The sequence below is a fragment of the Streptomyces sp. AC512_CC834 genome (assembly GCF_019049325.1).
In the GTDB taxonomy this organism is placed as follows: Bacteria; Actinomycetota; Actinomycetes; order Streptomycetales; family Streptomycetaceae; genus Streptomyces.
This window is the reverse complement of sequence record NZ_JAGMUO010000060.1, coordinates 110,621-129,898: the sequence shown is the minus strand read 5'-3', so window position 1 is coordinate 129,898 and position 19,278 is coordinate 110,621. Positions and strand designations below refer to the sequence as shown.

The window sequence follows — 19,278 nt, the reverse complement described above, 5'->3', positions numbered from 1 at the left end:
TTTCGGCCTCCGGGCCGTCAGGTCGTCTGGGGCTCGAAGTCCCAGTACGGACGGTTGCGGGAGCGGGCCGAAACGGTGTGGGTGTGCTTGCTGCCCAGTGTCGCGTCGAGGTCGGACAGTGCCTCCTGCTCGACCTTCTCCGCCTGCCGACGGTCCCGCAGGCCGCGCAGGTCCGCCGCGTACGCGATGCGGGTCGACAGCGTGAGCGGGTGGGTACGCCCGAGCGACTCGATGGCCCGCGTCACCGTGTCCCGGCTGAGGTCGGCGGCACCCTCGATGTCGCCCACGAGATTCCGCAGCGCGGAGGCGTTCAGGGCGCAGCCGAGGGTCCAGGGGTGGCTCTCGCCGACCGCCTGCGCCATCTCGGCCAGTGCCTGCTCGACGAGGACATGGCCGTGCTCGCGTTCGCCGACGTTGCGCAGGATCAGGGCCTGGTTGGCGCGGGAACCGGCGATGAAGGGGTGCCCCCCGGGGAGCATCATCTCGTAGCGGGCGACGACGGCCTCGCTGAGCTCGCGTGCCTGGTCGATGTCGCCGTGTTCGCGGGCGTAGCAGCTCTGGCCCGTCGCGAAGATCAGCGTGAGCGGATGGGTCTCGCCCAGCACACGCTCACCGCGCTCCAGAACGCCGGTGAGCATCGGTCCCGGCTCCTCACCGCGAGGGGCCCGCTCGCCGAGCCGATACCGGCACAGCGCCAGGTTGTACTCGGCCTTCAGGGTCTGTGGATTGTCCGGGCCCATCACGATGCGGTTCTCACGCACGTTCTTCGCCTGGAGGGACTCGGCGTCGGCGTAGCGGCCGAGCAGGCGCAGATCGATGGCGTACGTGATCTCGGAGCTGAGCGCCCACGGGTGGCGGGCGCGCAGCAGTTGGCGGCGCGCTTCCATGGTGCGCCGGTCGGTTTCCAGCGTTTCCTCGAAACGGCCGAGCAGGCGCAGGGAGACGCCCATATTGTTCTGCGCGTTGAGAGTTCGGGAGTCCTGGTCGCCGAGGAGCTCGCGGTAGGCCACCAGAACCCATTGGGAGAGCTCCAGCGCCTCGTCGTAGCGGGCGAGGCCGCGCAGGTCGCCGCCCAGGCCCGCGGCCGCACGCAGATGGTCCAGGTCCTGCGGTCCGCGTTCCTCCTTGAGGTGCTCGACCGCGTCACGGCTGAGGGCCTCGGTGCGGGTGTAGTCGCCCATGGCGCGCAGCAGGTTGGTGTAGTGGTAGGTCAGCTCCCAGATCCGCGGATGGGTCGGACCGAGGAGGGTGCGCCAGGCGGTGAGGGCGCGCTCGCCGAGTTTGATGCCGGCACGGTACTCGCCGGAGAAGTACATGTAGCGCAGGCAGTTCAATACCAGGTGCTGGACCTGCGTGTCCCTGCTCTGGAGGACGTCCGCGTACTTCAGGTGCGGCACGATCTCGGCGTAGCCGGGCCACAGTCGGGTTTCGGTCGGTCGGCCCGGGTCGGCCGCGGCGAGGGCCCGCCGGACAACGTCGATGAAGTCGCTCCGGTCGGCGTCCGGCATGTCCTTGTGCACGATCTGGTGGACCATGCGGTGCAGGTAGAGCGACTCTCCGGCGGAGACCGGTTCGTCCAGGGGCGCCTCGTGGGACTCCAGTCGGACCACCGAGTAGGTGCGCAACTGGTTGATCGCCTTGTTCCACAGCAGCGGGTCGTTGAGCAGTCCGGCGAGTTGCTCGGGCAGCTCGTCGACGGGCATCTCCTTCAGCAGGCGTACCGGGATGAAACCCGGCGCGAAGAAGGTGCACAGGCGCAGGAGGTCGACGGACTCCGGGACGGTCTCGCGGAGTTTGTTCAGCAGTATCGACCATGCGGTCTGGAAGGCCAGCGGGAAGTCCGCCGACACCTTCACCACGTCACCGTCGATACCGCCCTCCAGCAGGGCGATGTACTCGTCGACCGACAGATCGGAGTCGTTCAGCCAGCCCGCCGTCTGGTCGAGCAGCAGGGGCAGGTCGCCCAGCGCGTCGGCCAGTTGGTCGGCGTCCGCCTCCGTCAGGCGGGGTGCGCGGCGGCGGATGAACGCGACCGACTCGTCGCGGGGATAGATCCGGACTTCGAGAAGCTTGCTGTTGTGCTCGCTCCACTCCGGGTTCCGCGAGGTGACGATGACGTGCCCGGGGCCGGTCGGGAGCAGGTCCCAGATCTGGTCCGGCTCGTCCGCCCCGTCGAGGATCAGCAGCCACCTCGAGTACGGCTCCCCGCGACGCAGCGCGTCGCGTACGGCACGCAGCCGCTCGCCGTACTCCTGACCGGTCCGCAGACCCAGTTTCGGGGCGAGCTCGGCCAACTGCCGCCGGTAGGTGACGCGTGTCTCCGCGTTCACCCACCAGACCACGTCGTACTCCGAACCGAACCGGTGCGCGTACTCGGCGGCGAACTGGGTCTTTCCCACCCCGGACATGCCGTGCAGCGTCAGCACACCGGCACCGGACTCGGCGCTCTGGAGCAGGTGGTAGGCCTCGTTGAACAACGGCTCGCGGCCGGTGAAACGGGTGTTGCGCCGCGGCACCACGCCCCACACGTCGGGCATCGCCGCCGGGAACCGCGGCCCGCGCCGGGACACCGCAGCGGTCTCGGCCGGCGGCTCGGGCGACAGGTCGAGCCGGTCCAGCAGGCGGCGCTCGGCCTCCTCGGCGCCCATGTTGGTCAGCGCGACCGGTGCCAGTACCGCCGCGGCCGCCGGGACCGCCGCCGTGGTGACCGACACGGCCGCGAACCGGGACGGGTCGGGGGCAACGACCTCGCGCAGAGCCGTGTTCCACTCCTCGTGGGTGCGCGGCCCGAGCTGGAAGTACCACTCGCTGACGATGATGAGGACCCGGCCCTCGGCCAGCGTCAGGTCGCGCAGCAGGTCCACCAGCGGGACCTCGGCCGGGGAGTCCCAGCGCAGCGGCACCACCCGTACCCCGCGCCGCTCCAGCCGGTCCCCGACCCAGGCCGCCCAGGCCCGGTTGAAGCCTGCGTAGTGGATTGTGACCGTCTGCCTGGCGGTCCCCCTCTTGGCCCTCTCGGCCGTCTCGACCGGCTTGCGAGCTCCAGACATGCAGTGGCCTCCAGCGCGTAGTACCGCAAAATCCTAGGTCCCCGGGGCGTCGCGCGTAAGTCCGCCGACCGACGGCAACACCCCCTGTGCGGACGATCTTTCCGTACCCGGCCGCCGTGTGCGGGCATTCATCCGTTAGAGGGCGGAAGCGCGGAAGCGTGACGCTGGGCCCACAGTGCGCGCGCGGACACCACGTACGCCTGCGCGCGTGCGATGTGGCCCCTGGGGGCGGGGTGTTCGGCCATCCGTTCGTAGAAGGCGGCCATTTCGTCGACGAACCGGCGCCCTCGCACCGTGAGGTCGGGCGAGCCGACGAGGGCGGGCAGGGCGGCCCCGACCTGGGCACGGTAGCGCGCGTGCTGGGCCCACGCCCAGTCCCGGTCCGGGAGCCTGCTGACGAGCGCCCGGCGCTGGTGGAACGCGGCCATCGCGAGATGGGAGTACGTGCCCTGGAGCAGGCCGTCGTAGGGCCTGGGGTCGGCGCGCCAGGGTGCGAAGTACCGCGCTTCTGGTCCGGCTCGGTGCAGCGTCACCAGGTCGCTCAGGGCGGCGAGTTTGGCGTGTTGCAGCTCGTGGACGAGGGTGGCGGCGAGGGTCACGGGGTCGGGCGGTGTGCTGCTGAGGAGGGCGCCGAACGCCTCGCGGCGGGTGGCGCTGCAACTGCCGCGGCCGGTGCCGATGTCGGGCGGCGTCTCCAGCGGGACCAGGCAACGCAGCAGCGCACCCGCTTCGGCGAGGCGCTGCGCGCCGCCCGAGCGGAGGGCGGCGGCCGTGCCGGACCAGGCCTGGAGCCACCGTTTGCGTTCCGCGTCGTCGAGTGCGAGCGGTGTGTTCAGGTTGCCGTGGCGGGGGCCGACGGGCAGTTCGCGGTACGGGTCGAGGTCGTCGAGCGGCATGGGCGGTGCGGTCGGCGTGAGGCCGGGGAGCGCGTGTGCGGGCGTCCAGGCGAGGGCGCCGGACCAGGCGCCGACGCCGCTCTCCAGGTGGACGGTCACGTCGGGGGCACCCGCCTGACGCAGGACCAGCCTGCCTTCGGCGCAGATGACATCGACGGGTACGTCCCCGGACTCTGCCGTGTGCAGGGCGCCGAGGGACGGGAGGGCGAGCACTCCGGCGCGGGCCGTGAGCCGGGTGGTGAAGGGGATGCCCGACCCGGCGGCGACGACAGCGGCGATCGCGCTGAAGTGGGCGAGGTCGCGCCGCAGCCGCCGGGCCGCCTCATCGCCCGCAGGACCGGGGGCGGCGTCGAGGCCGCGCAGGCAGGAGCGTGCCCAGGGGCCGGTGAGCGGATGGAAGACGCGGGCGCGGGCCGGGTTTGCGAACGGCGACGCCGTGACAGAGGCGGCGGCAACGACGGGGGGCGAGTTGGATGTCGCGTGGGTCGGGACGTCGTGAGCACTCCGCACGCCGGGCCGAGCGGCGTGGCCGTCGGGCGGGGCAGGGCGCTCTGCGGGCGCGCGGGGCGGGGCGTCGCGGTCGGCGGGCGTGCCCTCGGGGCCGGGCCGTTGCCCCGGGTTCCGCACGTCGGGTACCGGCATCCGATCCGCCTCGGTCAGCAGCGCCCAGTCCTCGCGCAGCCTCGCCTTCTGCGCGTCGGTGCAGACGGACCGCTCGGCCGCCTCGGCCGCGTCGAGCACGGCACGCAGGAGGAGCAGCCGCCGCGTGTCCTGGTCCCGCACGAGGAGCGCCAGGGTGTCGGGACCGCCCTCGCTCCGGGCCAGCTCAAGGAGGGCCCGGTCGGGGACCACGGGAAACATCACGAAGTACCCCCTTCAGCCGGGGCGGGGGGCACAGTCGGGGCCGCAGCCGGGCGGGTCGGGACCGGGCGGGTCGAGGCCAGGCCCGCTGAAGCCGAGCCCGACGAAGCCGAGCCGGTCGAAGCCGGGCCCGTCCGGGACGAGCCCGTCGCAGCCGGCCCCATCGAAGCCGAACCCGCCGAAGCCGGACGGGTCGAAGCCGAACCCGCCCCGGACGAACCCGTCACAGACGGACCGGCCCAGGTCAGCCCCGTCGCGGACGTCCCCGTCACAGACGGCCGCCCCGTCGCAGACGAACCCGTCACAGACGGCCGCCCCGGCGACGCCGGACCGGTCGCCGACGGCCCCGTCGCGGCGTCGGCAAGTCGTGCGGCCACATGCCGGATGAAGCGCTGGAGGTCGGCGCAGTACACGGAGGGGTTCCGGAAGCCGTGTCCGGCGCGGTAGCGGTGCGCGTAGTGCCCGCCGCCGCAGACCCGCAGCAGTGGGCAGGCCCGGCACTGCTCCGCGAGCGACTCCACGCCCGCCTGCCGGGCGGCCACCCCCGGGTGCCGCAGCGCCTCGTCGAAGGTGTTCCGGAACACGTCGAGGCCGGTCCGCGCGGCGCCGGGGTAGGCCGACTTGAGGGAGTCGACCTGCTCGATCGACCCGTCGGTCTCCACGACGACCGCGTCGAACGGCGTGAGCCCCAGCGCCTCGGTGGCCGCGGGCAGGCCCACCAGGAGCGCCAGGCACTCCTCGAAGAGCCGCACCCGGACCTCGCGCCGCCCGGCGGCCCACCAGCGGTCGAAGACGGCGCACAGCCAGTCGCCGTAACGGATGCCGGTCCGGCCCGGCGGAGGCGCGGACCAGTTGCCGTGGGGCAGCAGCAGATCCAGCACGGGCGGGCGCAGGTCGAGGAGCGACTCGTACGTCTCCACCGGGTCCAGCGTCGGATCGACGACGGTGAGGACGCCCGCGTACGACTGCGGGAAGCGCTCGGCGACCAGGCGGGCCCCCCGTGCCGCGGCGGGCCAGGACGGGCGGCCCGCGTGGTCCACCCGCCGTCGGTTGTGGGCGGCGGTGCCGCCGTCGAGGCTGATGCCGACGCGGACGTCGGCGTCGGCCAGTACGGCGAGGCGTTCCTCGGTGAGCAGCGTGGCGTTGGTCTGAATGGTGGCGTGGACCTGACATCCGTCCGGGACACGCTCCCGCACCCGTGCGGCGACCGCGGCGAGCGGACCGGCGCCCGCGAGCAGCGGTTCGCCGCCGTGCAGTACGAGGGCGAGGTCTCGCAGCCCGTGCCGGGTGGCGTGCTCGGCGATGCGGGTGGCGGTGCGGTCCAGGACGGCGGCCGAGGCAGCCGCGGGACGGTCGCGCCAACCGCTGTCGGGGCCTTCGTAGAGGTAGCAGTAGGTGCAGGCCAGATTGCAGCGGCCGTGCATCTTGACGATGAACTGACGGAAGGGGAAAGGGCCTTCAGGACCGGCCCGCCTGCCGGGGACGACGGGAACCGGTTCGGTAGTGGCCTGTTCCGACACTCCAGCACCCCCATGCCGTACGGTCCGGCCGCCGTTGCCGCGGGTCGGCGCCCACGGCCTCGTGCCGCACGGAGCCGCATTCCCGGTGCGGCACGTGCCCAAAACTCGGCGCCGTGAAAGTTGTCCTATTCACACATCTTCACCGGGTCACCCTCGGCTCAGAAGGAGTTGTCGAAGCCCCACAGCATCTCGCTCGGCTCCGCGGCCCGTGCCCGCAGCTCCCCCAGTACCTCGCGCAGCACCGGATGCTCGATGGTGCCCAGCTCCGCGAGGTCCAGTTCCAGCAGGTCCGGCAGTGGCTCCTCGCCGCCCGGAAGCACTGGCTCCGGCCCGGCTCCGACCTCTACATCCATTCCCCGTCCCTCTCCTCTGCCCTCTTCAGGCCTCTGGTCTCCGGCCTCTGGTCGCCTCTCTCACTCCAGGTCGGCGAGCCGGCGCGCCGTCTGCCGTGCGGTCGGTTCACCCGTGCCCAGACGGTCGTCCGGCAACCGGTCCCACTCCGCCCGTGCCGCCCGGTAGGCGTCCCGGGCCGCGCGGGGCCGTGCCGCCGCCTCGAAGGACATACCCCGCCAGTGGTGGGCCTGCGCGGCGAGTTCCACGGCCTCCTGGCGCCGGCGCTCTGTTTCGGCCTCCTCCTCCGCCCGGCGGGCCGACTCGGCGGCCGCCCGGAAGGCGTCGACCGCCACGTCCAGCCGGGCCGCGCGGCCCAGACTCTGGAACGCCTCGAACTGGGCCTGCCCGAGCTCCAGTCGGCAGCGCGCCGCCAGCAACGGGTCCGCCGCGTCGGCCGCCGCGAGCCCGAAGAGATGCTCGGCCTCCCTGAGGTCGACCCGGTCGCCACGCGCCTGGTACCGGAGCATGAGCGCCTGCCCGAGCAGCAGCAGCCGGTGGGCGACTCGGCGACTGCCCGCCGGGGTCTCCATGCGGCAGTCGCGCAGCACCCGGATCGCCCGTGAGAGCTGTTCCTGGCGCCTGGGGGCGGGCTCCAGCGTGGCGAGCCGGAGCAGTACGCCGCCCCACTCCGCGAGCACGTCGGCGTGCGCGGGCGCGTCCCGAGGCATCCAGTGCGCCGCCTGCGCGAACCGGTCGGCGGCCCGCCGCAGTTCGGTGGGCTCTCCCGACTCGGCGTAGTGCGCGACGGCGACGCGTCCGGCGCGGACCAGCAGCGCCGCGCGCTGCGCCTGCTCCCGTACGCGGCCGAGGGCTTCGTCGGTACGGGCCTGGGCCTCGTCGAGCGGGCCGCCCGACGACAGCAGCGCGTCGACCAGGTCGATCAGCACCCGGACCCGGTCACGGACGGACTCGGCGGTGTCCTGCGCCGGGCCGGACTCCAGCACCCGGCGCAACGACCGCGCCGACTGCTCCGCGTACAGCCGGACCTGGACCGGGTCCGCCGTCACCTCCGACAGCCGCAGCAGGGTGCGGCCGTGGGCCAGCAGAAGCTCCGGGGGGCGGTCGCGCCGGTCGGGCCAGGCGTCGGCGAACGCCTCCAGCATGCCCACGGCGCTCTGCAGGAGGGCACTGTCGCCGCCCAGGCGCCACTGGGTCTCCAGGGAGGCGACCCGTTCCAGGGTGAGCCGCAGCGCCTCCTCCTCGTCCAGGCCGGGTGCCGCGCAGGCGACCGCGTACTCCCGGTCGGCGCGGCGCAGCAGTTCCAGCGCGCCGGACCGGTCGCCGCGCCGTCGCGCGTCGGTGGCGGCGGCGTGCAGCACGCGCGCGAGGACGGCGCGTTCCCGCAGGGCGTGCGGGTGCGCGGCGGCCCGCTCGGCGGCCCGCGTGGCCTCGTTCAGCAGCGCGGCACCGCCCTGCACCTCCCACAGCCGCAGCGTGCAGCGCGCGTACTCGCCCCACAGCTCGGGGTCCGCGCCGGCCGGCCGTTCGTGCTCGGCGGCGCCGCGCAGCAACTGCACGGCGTCGATGACGTCCTGGATCATGCCCTCGCCGTCGAACCGGGAGAGCAGGGCGCGGGCCCGGACCACCGCCTGGTGCGTGGGCCGCTCCGCGGAGAGCCGCGGCCCGCTCCCGCCGTCGTACGTCGCGAACTGCTCGGGCAGTGGCATGAACCGCTCCAGGATCCGCGCCGCGATCTCCGCGAAGGGCTGCGGGACCGGATCGGCCTCGCCGTTGCCGCCGTTCTCGCCCGGGTAGCCGTCTCCGGCGCCGGCGCCGGAGGCGTGCGGGTGGGGGCGCCCCAGGCCGCCGTCGCCGAGCTGGGCCAGGGCGAGGGCCGGGAAGTTGGGCCCGCCCTTGCCGAAGTGCTGATCGATGTACTCCGAGCAGTGCTTGAGGACCAGCATGGCCTCGTCCCGCCCGAGCCGGGACAGCAGGGCCTCGCGCACGTCCGGGTCGATGTCGTACCACTGGGAGCCGTCCCCACCGTGGTCCGCGCGGGCCCGGGTGACCAGGCCGCCGACCAGTACCTCGGCGAGTTCGGACGGGCCGGAACCGGGCAGCATGGTCCGCTGGACCAGTTGCATCACCGGGAGGCAGAGCGGGGTCGCCGCGAGATAGACCGCCAGGCGCGCGGCGGCCGGAGAGGCTCCGGCGCTGAACCGGCTGACCCGCTCCAACGGCGTGCGGCCGCGGTCGGGGCGGGCGGTCGGGGCGGCCGGCTGGTCGGCACGCACCCAGCCCACGGCGCCCGGGACCGGACCGGCACCGGACAGCAGCCGCGCCCAGGAGCCGAGGGCCACCGGCTCCGGCGGCAGTACGGGCACGGCCAGCGCGCCCCGACGGGGCTCGCCGGACGTGCCGGAGGCCGTGCGCACCCGAAGCACGGCGCCGCCGCCCAGGGTGTCACCACGCGAGAGGGAGCCGAAGGTGACGGGCAGCCGGGTGCGGTTCCACATGCGCTGCGGCAGCGGCTGGAGTACGGCGACGGGGCCCTGCCGGGACAGGTGGTGCAGCAGCCGGTGGGCGTGGCCGCTGTGCCACAGCGGGCCGGCGCAGTCGCTGATCAGGACGACGATCCGGCGTCCGGTCGGATCGCTGAGCCGGTCGGCGGAATGCAGCGGCGCACCGTGCGCGTCGGGGCTGCGGCTGACGGCCGGGCCCCCGTCGGGGCCCTGGTGCAGGTGACTGACCTGGACGTCGGAGAAGGCTCCCAGCCGGCTGAATATCTGCGCCAGTTCGTCGAACAGCCGGCCCCACACGCGCATCGAGGAGGAGGTGTCCATCACCAGTTGCAGACGGGCGTCGCCGCGGGACACGTACCTGCGGACGGGGAGGATCAGTCCCCCGGCCCGGGCACTCGTCTCCGCGGTCGCGACCTCGTCCAGCTCGGTGCGCAGCGGTGTGGCGGGGCTCCGGTAGCCCTGCAAGGGGCGTAAGGCACGCTGCAGTTCGAGCGGCGCGGGCAGCACGGGGGCGGCGGGTACGCCCACCGGCAGCGCGCGGGCCCGGCCGGATCCGCGCACCCCGGGCCCGTCGTCGGGGGGCAGCGGGTAGAGGGCCACGCGCCGGTCGGCCGGGCCGTCGGGCGGCTCGGGCGCGGGGGGCCGGGTCTCGTCCGGTGGCGGCACCGGGGTCCGGGCGGGGGACGACCCCGCCACCGGGAGCTTGCCTCGACCGCTCGGGGCGGGCGGACCGTCCGTGGCGTCGGCGGGGCGGGTCCACCGGGCCAGCCAGAGCGCGTCGCACAACTGCTCGGCATCCGGGTCCAGGCCGGTCTCCCGCATCCGCAGGACGAGTTGGGCGAGCGGGTCGTCGGCGGGCACGGCGGGACTTCCGGCGGGCGTGGCGGAGTGCCCCGCATCGGATCCGCCGTCGCCGGGTGTGCCGGGACCGTGCCGCGCCGTCGCGTCGGGCATCAGCGCGTCACCTCGGGCGGTCGAGCCGCTGAATGAGCAGGTCGGCCAGGCGGTCGCGGCTGGGCGTGGCGGCGGCGTCGGTGAGGTAGATCGCGTTGAGCAACTGGTCCGTCGCCAGCAGCTCGCTGCGGGACCGCTCCAGGAACCGGGTGACGAGATCGTCGCCCGCGCGTGCCGCCTCGTCGCCCAGGTGGGCCCGTACGAAGGTGGCGAGCCTGCTGTGATCGGGGCGGCCGAGCTCCAGGTGGATGCAGCGGCGCATCAACGGGGCCGGGAAGTCCCGTTCGCCGTTGCTGGTGAGCACCACGAACGGGAAAGCACGGCAGCGCACCCGGCCGTCGCGCACCGGCACCTTCTCCCCGTCCGCGGTGAGCACCTCGGCCGTGCGGTCCGGCAGCCGGTCCGCGATGCGTTCCAGCTCGGGGATGGCGAACTCGCCCTCCTCCAGCACGTTCAGCAGGTCGTTGGGCAGGTCTATGTCGCTCTTGTCCAGCTCGTCGATGAGCAGTACGCGCGGCGTGTCGGAGGGCAGCAGGGCGGTGCCGAGGGGGCCCAGGCGGATGTAACCGCCGATGCCCTCAACCGCGCCCGGAGCGCCGGAACCCGAACCGGGGCCACCGGGGTCAGCGGGGTCACTGGGGCCTCCCTGCGCGGCGATCTGCACGTCCTGCAGCCGGGCGATGGCGTCGTAGTGGTAGAGGCCGTCCTGGAGTTCGGAGCGGCTGACGATGGACCAGCGCAGTACGTTGCCCAGGCCGAGTTCGTACGCCACCGAGTGGGCCAGCGTGCTCTTGCCCGCGCCGGGGCTGCCGGTGACGAGGAGCGGCCGGCGCAGATACAGCGCGGCGTTGATCATCTCGAGTTCCTCGGCGCCCGGCCGGTGCAGTTCGGCCAGGTGCCGGTGGGCGCCGAGTCTGCGGTCCTGCGACCCGTCACCGGCGCCCGCGGCGTCCCGGCTGGTGAAGTCCCGCCAGGGCGGCGGGTCGGGAAGCCGGTCGATGCCGTCGTGGGGTTCGCCGGCGCCCCGGTAGATGAGCCACTCGCTGGATTCGGTCATGATCCAATCCTCGTCGTCACTCGTCCGGGGGGCGCGCTGTCGTCGTGGGGGCGTCCATCACGGTATCGATCCTGAACGGGACTGATAAGAGGCCCATCATCAATGGGATTTGGAACATGCGGGTGGGCCGGAGTCACGGTGCCTCCAGCAGGTCACCCGAACCGGGCAGGGGCTGGTGCGGGTCGTCGTACAGCAGGACTATGCCGTTGGCCCAGAAGGTCTCGGGCCGTCCCGAATGCAGCCTGGAGCGCAGGTCGCGCACAGCCTCCGGCAGACGGTGCGCGCTGGGCGGGCCCGCGATCTCGTCCAGGGTGCCGCGGTGGAACTCACCGCATACCGCTTCCGGCAGTCCTCGCCGACGCCGCCACAGAGCCACGCCGAAACCGCCGCGCACGAGCTGGGCGAGGCCGTCCGCGTCACCGTCGTAGCTGTGGCCGTCGTAGGTGTGGCCGTCGTAGGTGTGACCTTCGATACGGCACAGGACCGGGACCGTGCCGTGCGCCATGCCCCGCAATTCCTCCACGGACGGTACCGGTTTACGCAGCCCGTCGTCGCAGTCGAGGACCGCGGCCGTCACCGGATGCGCGTGCAGCCAGCGCCAGCGGGCTCTGCGCTCCTCCTCGATGTCCAGCCGGTAGTCACCGTCCGGAACCGCCGCGAACCGCTCGCCGGCCCCGCCACCCCTGCCGTTCTCGGTCAACTGGTCGCGGTCGGAGCAGCGCAGAACGACCGGGCGCTGAGTGCCGAGCCGCTCCTCCTCGGGGCCGAGCCGCCAGTCCTCCACTTCGAGTGCCAGCAGCGAGTGCTCCGTCGCCACCTGCAGCACCGCCGGCCGACCCGGGGTGTCGCACTGGCGGAACGCCTCCCCGAGCGGTGCCGACAGATGGGTGGCAAGGTCACCGAGCGGAACACGCTCGACCTCCTTGAGGCGCTTCGTCTCGCCGCCGGACCGCACGACGAAGACCGACCAGTCGCAGCGGTCCGGCTCCCAGCCCCGCCGCACGATCTCGACCAGCACGGACGACTGGACGGACGCTCCGCTCCGCCCGGTGCCCACCACCGGGGCGGGTCTGCGGGCCGCCATCCTGTTGACCCGTCGTTCGACGAGCGCGCTCCGGCGGCCGGGGCCGAGCCGCTGCGCGGCCTGCCAGACCCGGGACCACAGGGCTTCCTCGGCCGCCGGCGTGCTGGGCGCGAGGAACGGGCGGTCGGCGGTCATGGCATGCACCGCGTAGTCGAGCACCAGGTAGAGGGCTCCGTCGTCGCGCGCGTACTCGTACAGGGCACCGAGCCCGTCACGCCAGCCGCGCGGGGCGGGCAGCGGGGACGGAGCCTCGAAGTCCGGCAGCGAGTCGAGCAGGTCCAGCAGGGAACGGGTGCTGGCAGGGGGCGGCAGGTCCGCGAGACGGCCGAGCAACTGGACGCGCTCGTCCGGGCTCAGGGTCTGACCGGGCCGGGCGCCGAGCTGACCCTGCACATCGGCCCAGGTGTGGCTGCGCGCGCCCGGATGGCGCTGCCGGTCCCGGTGGTAGCGGTCGTGGGCCTGCACGACCGCCTGGTACAGATCGTCCTGTTCGGTCGTCAGCTCTCCGGAGGGCACGGGGAGCGTCCGCAGTTGCTCGAGTCCGGTGGAGGTGCCCCCGCGCGCGTGGTCGGAGCGCGACTTCAGTACGCCGATGACCTCGCCGCGCTCCGGATCGATCACGGGGCCGCCGGAGACACCGTCCGGCAGGTCGTTGTCCCCCAGCCGCATCTGGACGTCCGTGGTCCAGCCGCCGATGGTGCCCTGCACGGTCAGGGTGCCGTCCAGCATCCTCAGTCGCCCGTCGATCACCGTCCAGCCCGCGTACAGGACCTTGCCCTCGCCGTAGTAGGCCGCCGGACGCTCGGAGAGGTACACGCACTCGTGGTCGACCGGCTCGTTCAACTGCACCAGCGCGAGGTCGGGGGCGGGCCAGTTGCCGGGCACGGATCCGACGCCCTCGGGAAGCGCCGCCGCCACGTGGCCCGAGACCGCGGACATACCGCGGCCCGGTGCGGGCTCGTACATCACCACCACCTCGCCCCCCTCCCCGCCGCAGGCCACGTGTGCGCAGGTCAGAACCCAGCTCGGCGCGACGAAGTAGCCGCTGCCGAGGAACGTCCCGGGCTCGTCCGAGGCATACCCGGCGTCCGGGCGATGAATGCGCACGGTCGCCTCCATGACGAGGCCACGCAGCGCACGGCGCGCCGCGTCGTGGGCGCCCGATGCGCCGGGGGCGCGTCCGGGCGTCATGCCCCGCCCCCGGAGGGCGCGTCACCCGTCCCGCCGTGCCCCGGAGCGCGGGCGGACGCGTCCGCTGGAGTGTCGGCGGGCTCACCGCCCGGAGCGCGGGTGTCGGGCGCGGCCGGATCCGGCGGTCCGCCGTTCCAGGTGAGGGTGACCGTGATCCCGGCCTTGGCCTCGCCGTCGGCAAGGAGACCCACGACTTTGCCGGCCTTCGCCGTCAGCTCGATGCCGAACTGGACGCTCACCTCGTCCGGCCGCACCGCGCGCAACGGTTCCGACAGTGACCTCGCGACGCCGGTCACCAGCGAGTTCAGGCTCTCCACGCTCGCCTCGACCCGCTCGGCGAAGCCGGTGTCGCTGAACGACAGTTGCCCCGACGGGGCCGGCAGCTCCGCCGCGCCGGAGATCCGGGCCCAGACCGGTGTCCCGTCCGGCAACACGATGCGCGTGACGCGCGTCATTTCCTGTGCCATGCAATTCCCCCGTCCCCGTCCCCGCGCCCCCTAGACGCCGGTCGCCGGTCGCCGGTCGCCGGTGCGACGCCAACCGCAGGCTTCCGTCGACGCGAGGGCCTCGACGACCCCAGGAGGCGCACCCTTGTGCGCGCCTATCCTTGGTGCTGTCTTCTTCACACCTGACGGAAAGACCCCATCTCTCCACCCTGCAGGCACAGGGTTCTTCCCGCACGGGAGACTCCCAACCCTGCAAAGACCCGACGGAGCACGATCCATGTACTTCACCGACCGCGGCATCGAGGAGCTGGAGAAGCGGCGCGGCGAGGAGGAGGTCACCTTCGAGTGGCTCGCCGAGCAGCTTCGGGCCTTCGTCGACCTGAACCCCGACTTCGAGGTGCCGGTGGAGCGGCTGGCGACGTGGCTGGCGCGACTGGACGACGAGGACGAGGACGAGTAGGCACGCGCGGACCCCTCGGGCTCAGGGGCGTCCTTCGGACCGGAACTGAGCCGTGCCGAGTGCGCCGTGCGCAATCAGCAGTGCCCCCTCCGCAGACCCCAGGCGATGAGCGGCAGGCCCGCCGCCAACTGGGCCGGCCCCAGGGCGCGGGCCCCGGACCGCCCACCCAGGACAGCCAGGCGGCCGGCCGGCTCTCGCGGGCGGTCGGGCGGCGTCCGAGGGTCTCGGTCCGGCGAGTGCCGGGGAGGACGCGGGCGACCGTCCCAAGGCGGTCGGCGCCCTCGCCGGGGTCGAGCCCGACTGGTGTCCGGATCGGCGGCGTCCGGATCGGGAAGGGTCAGCCGGTCCAGGGACTGGACGTCCAGGACCGGATCCAGACCGAGCCGGGTGGCGAAGGTGCGCATCGCCTCGTCCTCGCCGGGCGACGGAAGCCGGACGCGAGGTTGAATGCGGCCCGGTCGGCGTCCCACCACAGGGCGAGTACGGGCCACGGGCCCCGACGGCGAAGGCCACGGCCCAGCCGGTGACCACGCGGTCGACCGGTTCGCCGCCGTGCCGCCCGCCCGGACCAACTGCATACCTTCGCCCAGCAGCGGGGCAACGGCGGCGACGGACTCTTCCGTCGACATATCCACAAGCCAGGACAGTTCAGTCCACCCGGCCGGTCCTTGTTCACCGGAACGGGTGTCTTGACTTTCCGTGTCCGCGATATATCGTGAATTGCGGAGGACGCGATATGGCGCGTTCGGTCGAGGAGGTCTGCACCATGTCCGAGTGGTCCGTCGCGGAGCCCAGGAAACTCACCTTCGACGAGTCCGTGGACCGTCTCCACGTACGCATCGTCAGCGGAACAGTGAACGTGGTGGGCACCGACGAAGGTTCCGCCCGCCTTGAGGTCTCCGAGATCGAGGGGCCGCCCCTGATCGTGACCCACCGGGACGGTGTGCTCACAGTGGCCTATGAGGACCTGCCCTGGAAGGGCTTCCTCAAGTGGCTGGACCGCAAGGGCTGGCGTCGCAGCGCGGTCGTCTCCCTGGCCGTGCCGACCGGCACCCGTGTGGAGGTGGGCGCGGTCAGCGCCGCGGCAGTCGTCTCCGGTCTCGACGGGCCCACCGAGGTGAAGGGCGTGTCCGGGGACACCACACTGGTGAGCCTCACCGGCCCCGTCCGCGCCGACACCGTCTCGGGGAACGTGGAGGCGCAGGCCCTCGGCGGAGACCTGCGCTTCAACTCCGTCTCGGGCGACCTGACGGTGGTGGAGGCGGGCTCCTCCGTGCGGGCCGACTCGGTGAGCGGGTCGATGATCGTCGACCTGGACCCGTCCGGCGGCCCCACCGACATCGGCCTGAACAGCGTCTCGGGCGAGATCGCCATCCGGCTGCCCCAGCCGGCCGACGCCCGGATCGAGGCGAACACGGCCAGCGGCACGGTCTCCAGCGCCTTCGAGGACCTCCGCGTGGGCGGGCAGTGGGGCGCCAAGCGCATCACCGGCCGGCTCGGCGCGGGCAACGGCCGGCTGAAGGCCACCACGGTCTCCGGCTCGATCGCCCTGCTCCGTCGTCCGACGAGGGGTGACGCGCCGTGGGAGCGGGAGCCGCAGGACACCGGCCCGGCGGACCAGGCGCCGGACGACTCGGGGGACAATTCCGCTGCCGTCCGGGACCACGGCGACACCGCCGCCCCGTCGGACGGCACGACCGACAAGAAGGTGCTCTGACATGCCCCCCGTCTTCGCCCACGGCCGCCTGCGCCTCTACCTCCTCAAGCTCCTGGACGAGGCGCCGCGCCACGGCTACGAGGTGATCCGCCTCCTCGAAGAGCGCTTCCAGGGCCTCTACGCCCCGTCGGCGGGCACGGTGTATCCGCGCCTGGCCAAGCTGGAGGCGGAGGGCCTGGTCACCCACACCACCGAGGGCGGCCGCAAGGTGTACGCCATCACGGACGCCGGCCGCGCCGAGCTGTCGGACCGCAGCGGTGAGCTGGCCGACCTGGAGCTGGAGATCCGGGAGTCGGTCGCCGAGCTGGCCGCCGAGATCCGGGCCGACGTGCGGGGCGCGGCCGGGGATCTGCGGCGGGAGATGCGGGCCGCGGCCACCGCGGCCCGCCGGGGCACCGGCTCCGGGGCGCACGGCGAGGGGAGCGGCTCCGCCGACGGTGCCGGGGACACCGACGAGAAGGAGGCCTGGCGGGCCGCCAAGGAGGAGATGCGGCGGGTCAAGCAGGAGTGGAAGGAGCAGGCCCGCCGTGCCAAGGACGAGAGCCGCCGCGCCCGCGACGAGGCCCAGCGCGCCCGGCGCCAGGCCAAGGAGGCCCAGGAGCGGGCCCGGGCCCAGGCACAGGAAGAGGTCCAGCGCATCACCCAGCGCGTGCAGGAACAGGTGCAGGACCACTTCTCGCGGGGCGACTGGCCGACGGGCCTGCGCGAGGGCCTGAGCGAGCTGGCCAAGGAGGTCGGCGACTTCGGAAAGGACTTCGGGAAGGAGTTCGGCAAGGACTGGGGCTTCGGCCGCACCGATACCGGCAGCACCACCCACCGGCCCGAGCACTCCGCCGCCCCCGAGTACTCCACCACCCCGGAGGACTTCCCCGCCGCGTACGCCCCGGCCTGGGCCCATGAGGACGCCGCCGATTCCACCGGCGACCCGGCCCGCGACCTGGACCGGCTGCTCGACCGCTTCCGGGACGACATCCGGGACGCCGCCCGGGACCACGGCGTCACGGCCGAACAGCTCCGCGACGCCCGCCGCCACCTGTCGACGGCCGCGGCGCACATCGGGGTGACCCTGCGGGCACCGAAGGCCTGAGACCGACTGAGGGCGCGGCGCACCCAGCCTCCACCGGGACACCGCGCCCGCCACGGGGCACCACCGCCCGTCACCGGGGCGCCGCCGCCCGTCACCGGGGCACCCGCTCGCCACGAGGGCATCCCCACCCGCCACCGGGGCACCCTCGCCCGTCCGGTCAGGCGCAGGCCTCCCCGGTGCCCTCGCCCAGCACCCTGGTCAGCGACTCGTGGGTCACCCCGTGGTCGGCGAGCACCTCGGCGGGCACACCCGGTCGGAGGGTCAGGGCGAGGAGGAGGTGCTCGTCGCCGATGTGCCGGTCGCGTCGGGCGACGGCGACCCGCAGCGCCTTCTCCAGGATCTCCTTGGCGCCCCGGCCGAAGCCGCGGTGCCCGGACCACCGGCGCCTGCCCTTCTCGTCGCCGGACATCGCGCCGACGCCATGGGCCTCCTCCACGCGGGCGACGATCTCCCCGACGTCGATCCCCAGACCGGCGAGGGCCTCGGTGTCGGCCTGCGACAGTCCGGCACGCCGCCGTGCCTCCCGCAGCGCCCGGCGTACCGCGTCCCGCTGCTCGCCGACACCCAGCGCCGCCAGTGCGAAGGAGGCGCGGCTGCCCTCCCGGTCCAACAGGGCGAGCAGCAGATGCTCGGCCTCGACGGTCTGCGCCCGCGCCTCTTCGGCGTGTTCGACCGCGCCCTGCACCACCGCCCGGGCGTCCTTCGTGAATCGCTCGAACATCAATGCCTCCCGTACTTCTTGTGCACGGCCTGCCTGCTGACCCCGAGTTCCGTGGCGATCTCCTGCCACGACCACCCCTGTTGGCGCGCGCCGCGCACCTGCACCGCCTCCAACTGCTCCACCAGCCTCCGCAGTGCGGCGACGGCCCGCAGCCCGATCCGGGGGTCGCGGTCACCCGCCCGCGTGGCGAGATCCGTTGCTTCACTCATACTGTCAACTTAGGTTGACAGTCCCTTCATGTCAACCCCAGTTGACGCGACGAATGACGTGACGAACGCGAACGGCGGGCCCGGAGACCCGGACCCGCCGTACCTGGAGCAGAGGAAGGTGTCAGGAGTTGCTGAGCACGATCTTGCCGAACTGCCCGCCGGAGGCCATCCGCTCGAAGCCCTCACGGGCCCGGTCCATCGGCAGCACCTCGTCGATGACGGGACGCACCCCGGTGGCGGCGCAGAAGGACAGCAGATCCTCCAGCTCGTCCTTGGTGCCCATGGTGGAGCCGACGACCTTGAGCTCCAGGAAGAAGATCCGGGTCAGCTCGGCGTGGGAGGGCCGGTCGCCGCTGGTGGCGCCGGAGATGACGAGCGTGCCGCCCGGCCGCAGCGACTTCACCGAGTGGGACCAGGTGGCGGCGCCCACGGTCTCGATGACGGCGTCCACCCGCTGCGGCAGCCGCGCGCCCGGCTCGACGGCCTCGACAGCCCCCAGCTCCAGGGCCCGCTTCCGCTTCGCCTCGTCCCGGCTGGTCGCGAAGACCCGCAGCCCCGCCGCCCTGCCGAGCACGATCGCCGCCGTCGCGACCCCGCCGCCGGCGCCCTGCACCAGTACGGAGTCACCGGGACGCACCCCGGCGTTGGTGAACAGCATCCGGTACGCCGTCAGCCAGGCGGTCGGCAGACAGGCGGCCTCCTCGAAGGAGAGCTCCTTCGGCTTGGGCAGGATGTTCCAGGTCGGCACGGCGACCTGCCCGGCGAACGTCCCCGGGTAGCGCTCGGTGAGGATGGAGCGGGGCTCCTTCGGGCCGACCCCGTGGCCGGTCTGGCCGATCACGGAGTGCAGGACGACCTCGTTGCCGTCCGCGTCGACCCCGGCGGCGTCGCAGCCGAGGATCATCGGCAGCCGGTCCTCGGGCAGGCCGACGCCGCGCAGGGACCACAGGTCGTGGTGGTTGAGGGAGGCGGCCCTGACGTCGACGACACTCCAGCCGGGGCGGGCCTCGGGAGCCGGAAGCTCTCCCGACTCCAGGCCGGTCAGCGGCTGGTCGCGGTCGATTCGGGCGGCGTAGACAGCGAACATGACCTTGACGATAGGTTCCACGCCCGCCGTCCGAAACCGGGCGGCCGTGTGACACACGCCCTCTTGCCACCCCGCCTCAAGTA

Annotated in this window: 13 protein-coding genes and 2 pseudogenes; 3 read left to right on the top strand and 12 right to left on the bottom strand. The window is 73.4% G+C overall.

Translation table 11 applies throughout. From position 1 onward, the window contains the following. Positions 1-17: 17 nt before the first annotated feature. From fxsT to KUM40_RS21355, 8 genes and pseudogenes are all read right to left on the bottom strand, one after another. Positions 18-3,050, bottom strand: coding sequence for an FxSxx-COOH system tetratricopeptide repeat protein (fxsT, locus tag KUM40_RS21390; protein WP_217167627.1), 3,033 nt, complete (start codon positions 3,048-3,050; stop codon positions 18-20). Between the two features lie 128 nt (positions 3,051-3,178). Then, a complete protein-coding gene (locus KUM40_RS21385) occupies positions 3,179-4,807 on the bottom strand; it encodes an HEXXH motif-containing putative peptide modification protein (RefSeq protein ID WP_217167678.1) in 1,629 nt (542 codons plus the stop codon). 314 nt (positions 4,808-5,121) lie between these two features. Next, positions 5,122-6,240 (bottom strand): annotated as a pseudogene (locus tag KUM40_RS21380) (FxsB family cyclophane-forming radical SAM/SPASM peptide maturase); the annotation flags it as partial. Positions 6,241-6,485: 245 nt separating this feature from the next. Then, positions 6,486-6,680, bottom strand: a complete 195-nt coding sequence (gene fxsA, locus KUM40_RS21375) for an FxSxx-COOH cyclophane-containing RiPP peptide (RefSeq protein ID WP_217167626.1) — start codon at positions 6,678-6,680, stop codon at positions 6,486-6,488. 60 nt (positions 6,681-6,740) lie between these two features. Then, positions 6,741-10,136, bottom strand: a complete 3,396-nt coding sequence (locus tag KUM40_RS21370) for an SAV_2336 N-terminal domain-related protein (protein ID WP_374227404.1) — start codon at positions 10,134-10,136, stop codon at positions 6,741-6,743. A gap of 7 nt (positions 10,137-10,143) precedes the next feature. Further along, the gene (locus tag KUM40_RS21365) at positions 10,144-11,193 is read right to left on the bottom strand and encodes a MoxR family ATPase (protein WP_217167625.1); all 1,050 of its coding nucleotides are present in this window, start codon (positions 11,191-11,193) and stop codon (positions 10,144-10,146) included. Between the two features lie 133 nt (positions 11,194-11,326). Next, entirely contained in the window at positions 11,327-13,468 is a 2,142-nt protein-coding gene (locus tag KUM40_RS21360; RefSeq protein ID WP_217167624.1) for a trypsin-like peptidase domain-containing protein, read from the bottom strand. Next, a complete protein-coding gene (locus KUM40_RS21355; protein ID WP_217167623.1) occupies positions 13,465-13,935 on the bottom strand; it encodes a CU044_2847 family protein in 471 nt (156 codons plus the stop codon). The genes KUM40_RS21360 and KUM40_RS21355 overlap by 4 nt, the downstream gene beginning before the upstream one ends. 256 nt (positions 13,936-14,191) lie before the next feature. Between KUM40_RS21355 and KUM40_RS21350 the strand changes: the two genes are divergently transcribed. Then, complete coding sequence (locus tag KUM40_RS21350) at positions 14,192-14,374, top strand: DUF6104 family protein (RefSeq protein ID WP_217167622.1); 183 nt, start codon at positions 14,192-14,194, stop codon at positions 14,372-14,374. 21 nt (positions 14,375-14,395) lie between these two features. On the opposite strand, the pseudogene KUM40_RS41510 reads toward KUM40_RS21350, so the two are convergent. Beyond that, a pseudogene (locus tag KUM40_RS41510) lies at positions 14,396-15,003 on the bottom strand (hypothetical protein). 137 nt (positions 15,004-15,140) lie between these two features. Here KUM40_RS41510 and KUM40_RS21345 point away from each other — a divergent pair. Both KUM40_RS21345 and KUM40_RS21340 read left to right on the top strand, forming a co-directional pair. After that, on the top strand, positions 15,141-16,091 hold the full coding sequence (locus KUM40_RS21345) for a DUF4097 family beta strand repeat-containing protein (RefSeq protein WP_217167676.1): 951 nt from the start codon (positions 15,141-15,143) through the stop codon (positions 16,089-16,091). 1 nt (position 16,092) lies between these two features. After that, the gene (locus KUM40_RS21340; protein WP_217167621.1) at positions 16,093-17,178 is read left to right on the top strand and encodes a PadR family transcriptional regulator; all 1,086 of its coding nucleotides are present in this window, start codon (positions 16,093-16,095) and stop codon (positions 17,176-17,178) included. A 157-nt stretch (positions 17,179-17,335) separates the two neighbouring features. Here the strand turns inward: KUM40_RS21340 and KUM40_RS21335 are convergent, their stop codons facing one another. The 3 genes from KUM40_RS21335 to KUM40_RS21325 form a co-directional block, all read right to left on the bottom strand. Next, complete coding sequence (locus KUM40_RS21335; protein WP_217167620.1) at positions 17,336-17,899, bottom strand: Clp protease N-terminal domain-containing protein; 564 nt, start codon at positions 17,897-17,899, stop codon at positions 17,336-17,338. Further along, complete coding sequence (locus tag KUM40_RS21330) at positions 17,899-18,108, bottom strand: helix-turn-helix domain-containing protein (RefSeq protein WP_217167619.1); 210 nt, start codon at positions 18,106-18,108, stop codon at positions 17,899-17,901. Before KUM40_RS21330 ends, KUM40_RS21335 begins: the two co-directional genes overlap by 1 nt. A 121-nt stretch (positions 18,109-18,229) precedes the next feature. Beyond that, entirely contained in the window at positions 18,230-19,195 is a 966-nt protein-coding gene (locus KUM40_RS21325; protein ID WP_217167618.1) for a zinc-binding dehydrogenase, read from the bottom strand. Positions 19,196-19,278 lie beyond the last annotated feature (83 nt).

Bases quoted from the DNA above. Each gene is read 5' to 3' on its own strand.
- fxsT (WP_217167627.1), bottom strand. From the start codon at position 3,050: ATGTCTGGAGCTCGCAAGCCGGTCGAGACGGCCGAGAGGGCCAAGAGG.
- KUM40_RS21385 (WP_217167678.1), bottom strand. From the start codon at position 4,807: ATGTTTCCCGTGGTCCCCGACCGGGCCCTCCTTGAGCTGGCCCGGAGC.
- fxsA (WP_217167626.1), bottom strand. From the start codon at position 6,680: ATGGATGTAGAGGTCGGAGCCGGGCCGGAGCCAGTGCTTCCGGGCGGC.
- KUM40_RS21370 (WP_374227404.1), bottom strand. From the start codon at position 10,136: ATGCCCGACGCGACGGCGCGGCACGGTCCCGGCACACCCGGCGACGGC.
- KUM40_RS21365 (WP_217167625.1), bottom strand. From the start codon at position 11,193: ATGACCGAATCCAGCGAGTGGCTCATCTACCGGGGCGCCGGCGAACCC.
- KUM40_RS21360 (WP_217167624.1), bottom strand. From the start codon at position 13,468: ATGACGCCCGGACGCGCCCCCGGCGCATCGGGCGCCCACGACGCGGCG.
- KUM40_RS21355 (WP_217167623.1), bottom strand. From the start codon at position 13,935: ATGGCACAGGAAATGACGCGCGTCACGCGCATCGTGTTGCCGGACGGG.
- KUM40_RS21350 (WP_217167622.1), top strand. From the start codon at position 14,192: ATGTACTTCACCGACCGCGGCATCGAGGAGCTGGAGAAGCGGCGCGGC.
- KUM40_RS21345 (WP_217167676.1), top strand. From the start codon at position 15,141: ATGTCCGAGTGGTCCGTCGCGGAGCCCAGGAAACTCACCTTCGACGAG.
- KUM40_RS21340 (WP_217167621.1), top strand. From the start codon at position 16,093: ATGCCCCCCGTCTTCGCCCACGGCCGCCTGCGCCTCTACCTCCTCAAG.
- KUM40_RS21335 (WP_217167620.1), bottom strand. From the start codon at position 17,899: ATGTTCGAGCGATTCACGAAGGACGCCCGGGCGGTGGTGCAGGGCGCG.
- KUM40_RS21330 (WP_217167619.1), bottom strand. From the start codon at position 18,108: ATGAGTGAAGCAACGGATCTCGCCACGCGGGCGGGTGACCGCGACCCC.
- KUM40_RS21325 (WP_217167618.1), bottom strand. From the start codon at position 19,195: ATGTTCGCTGTCTACGCCGCCCGAATCGACCGCGACCAGCCGCTGACC.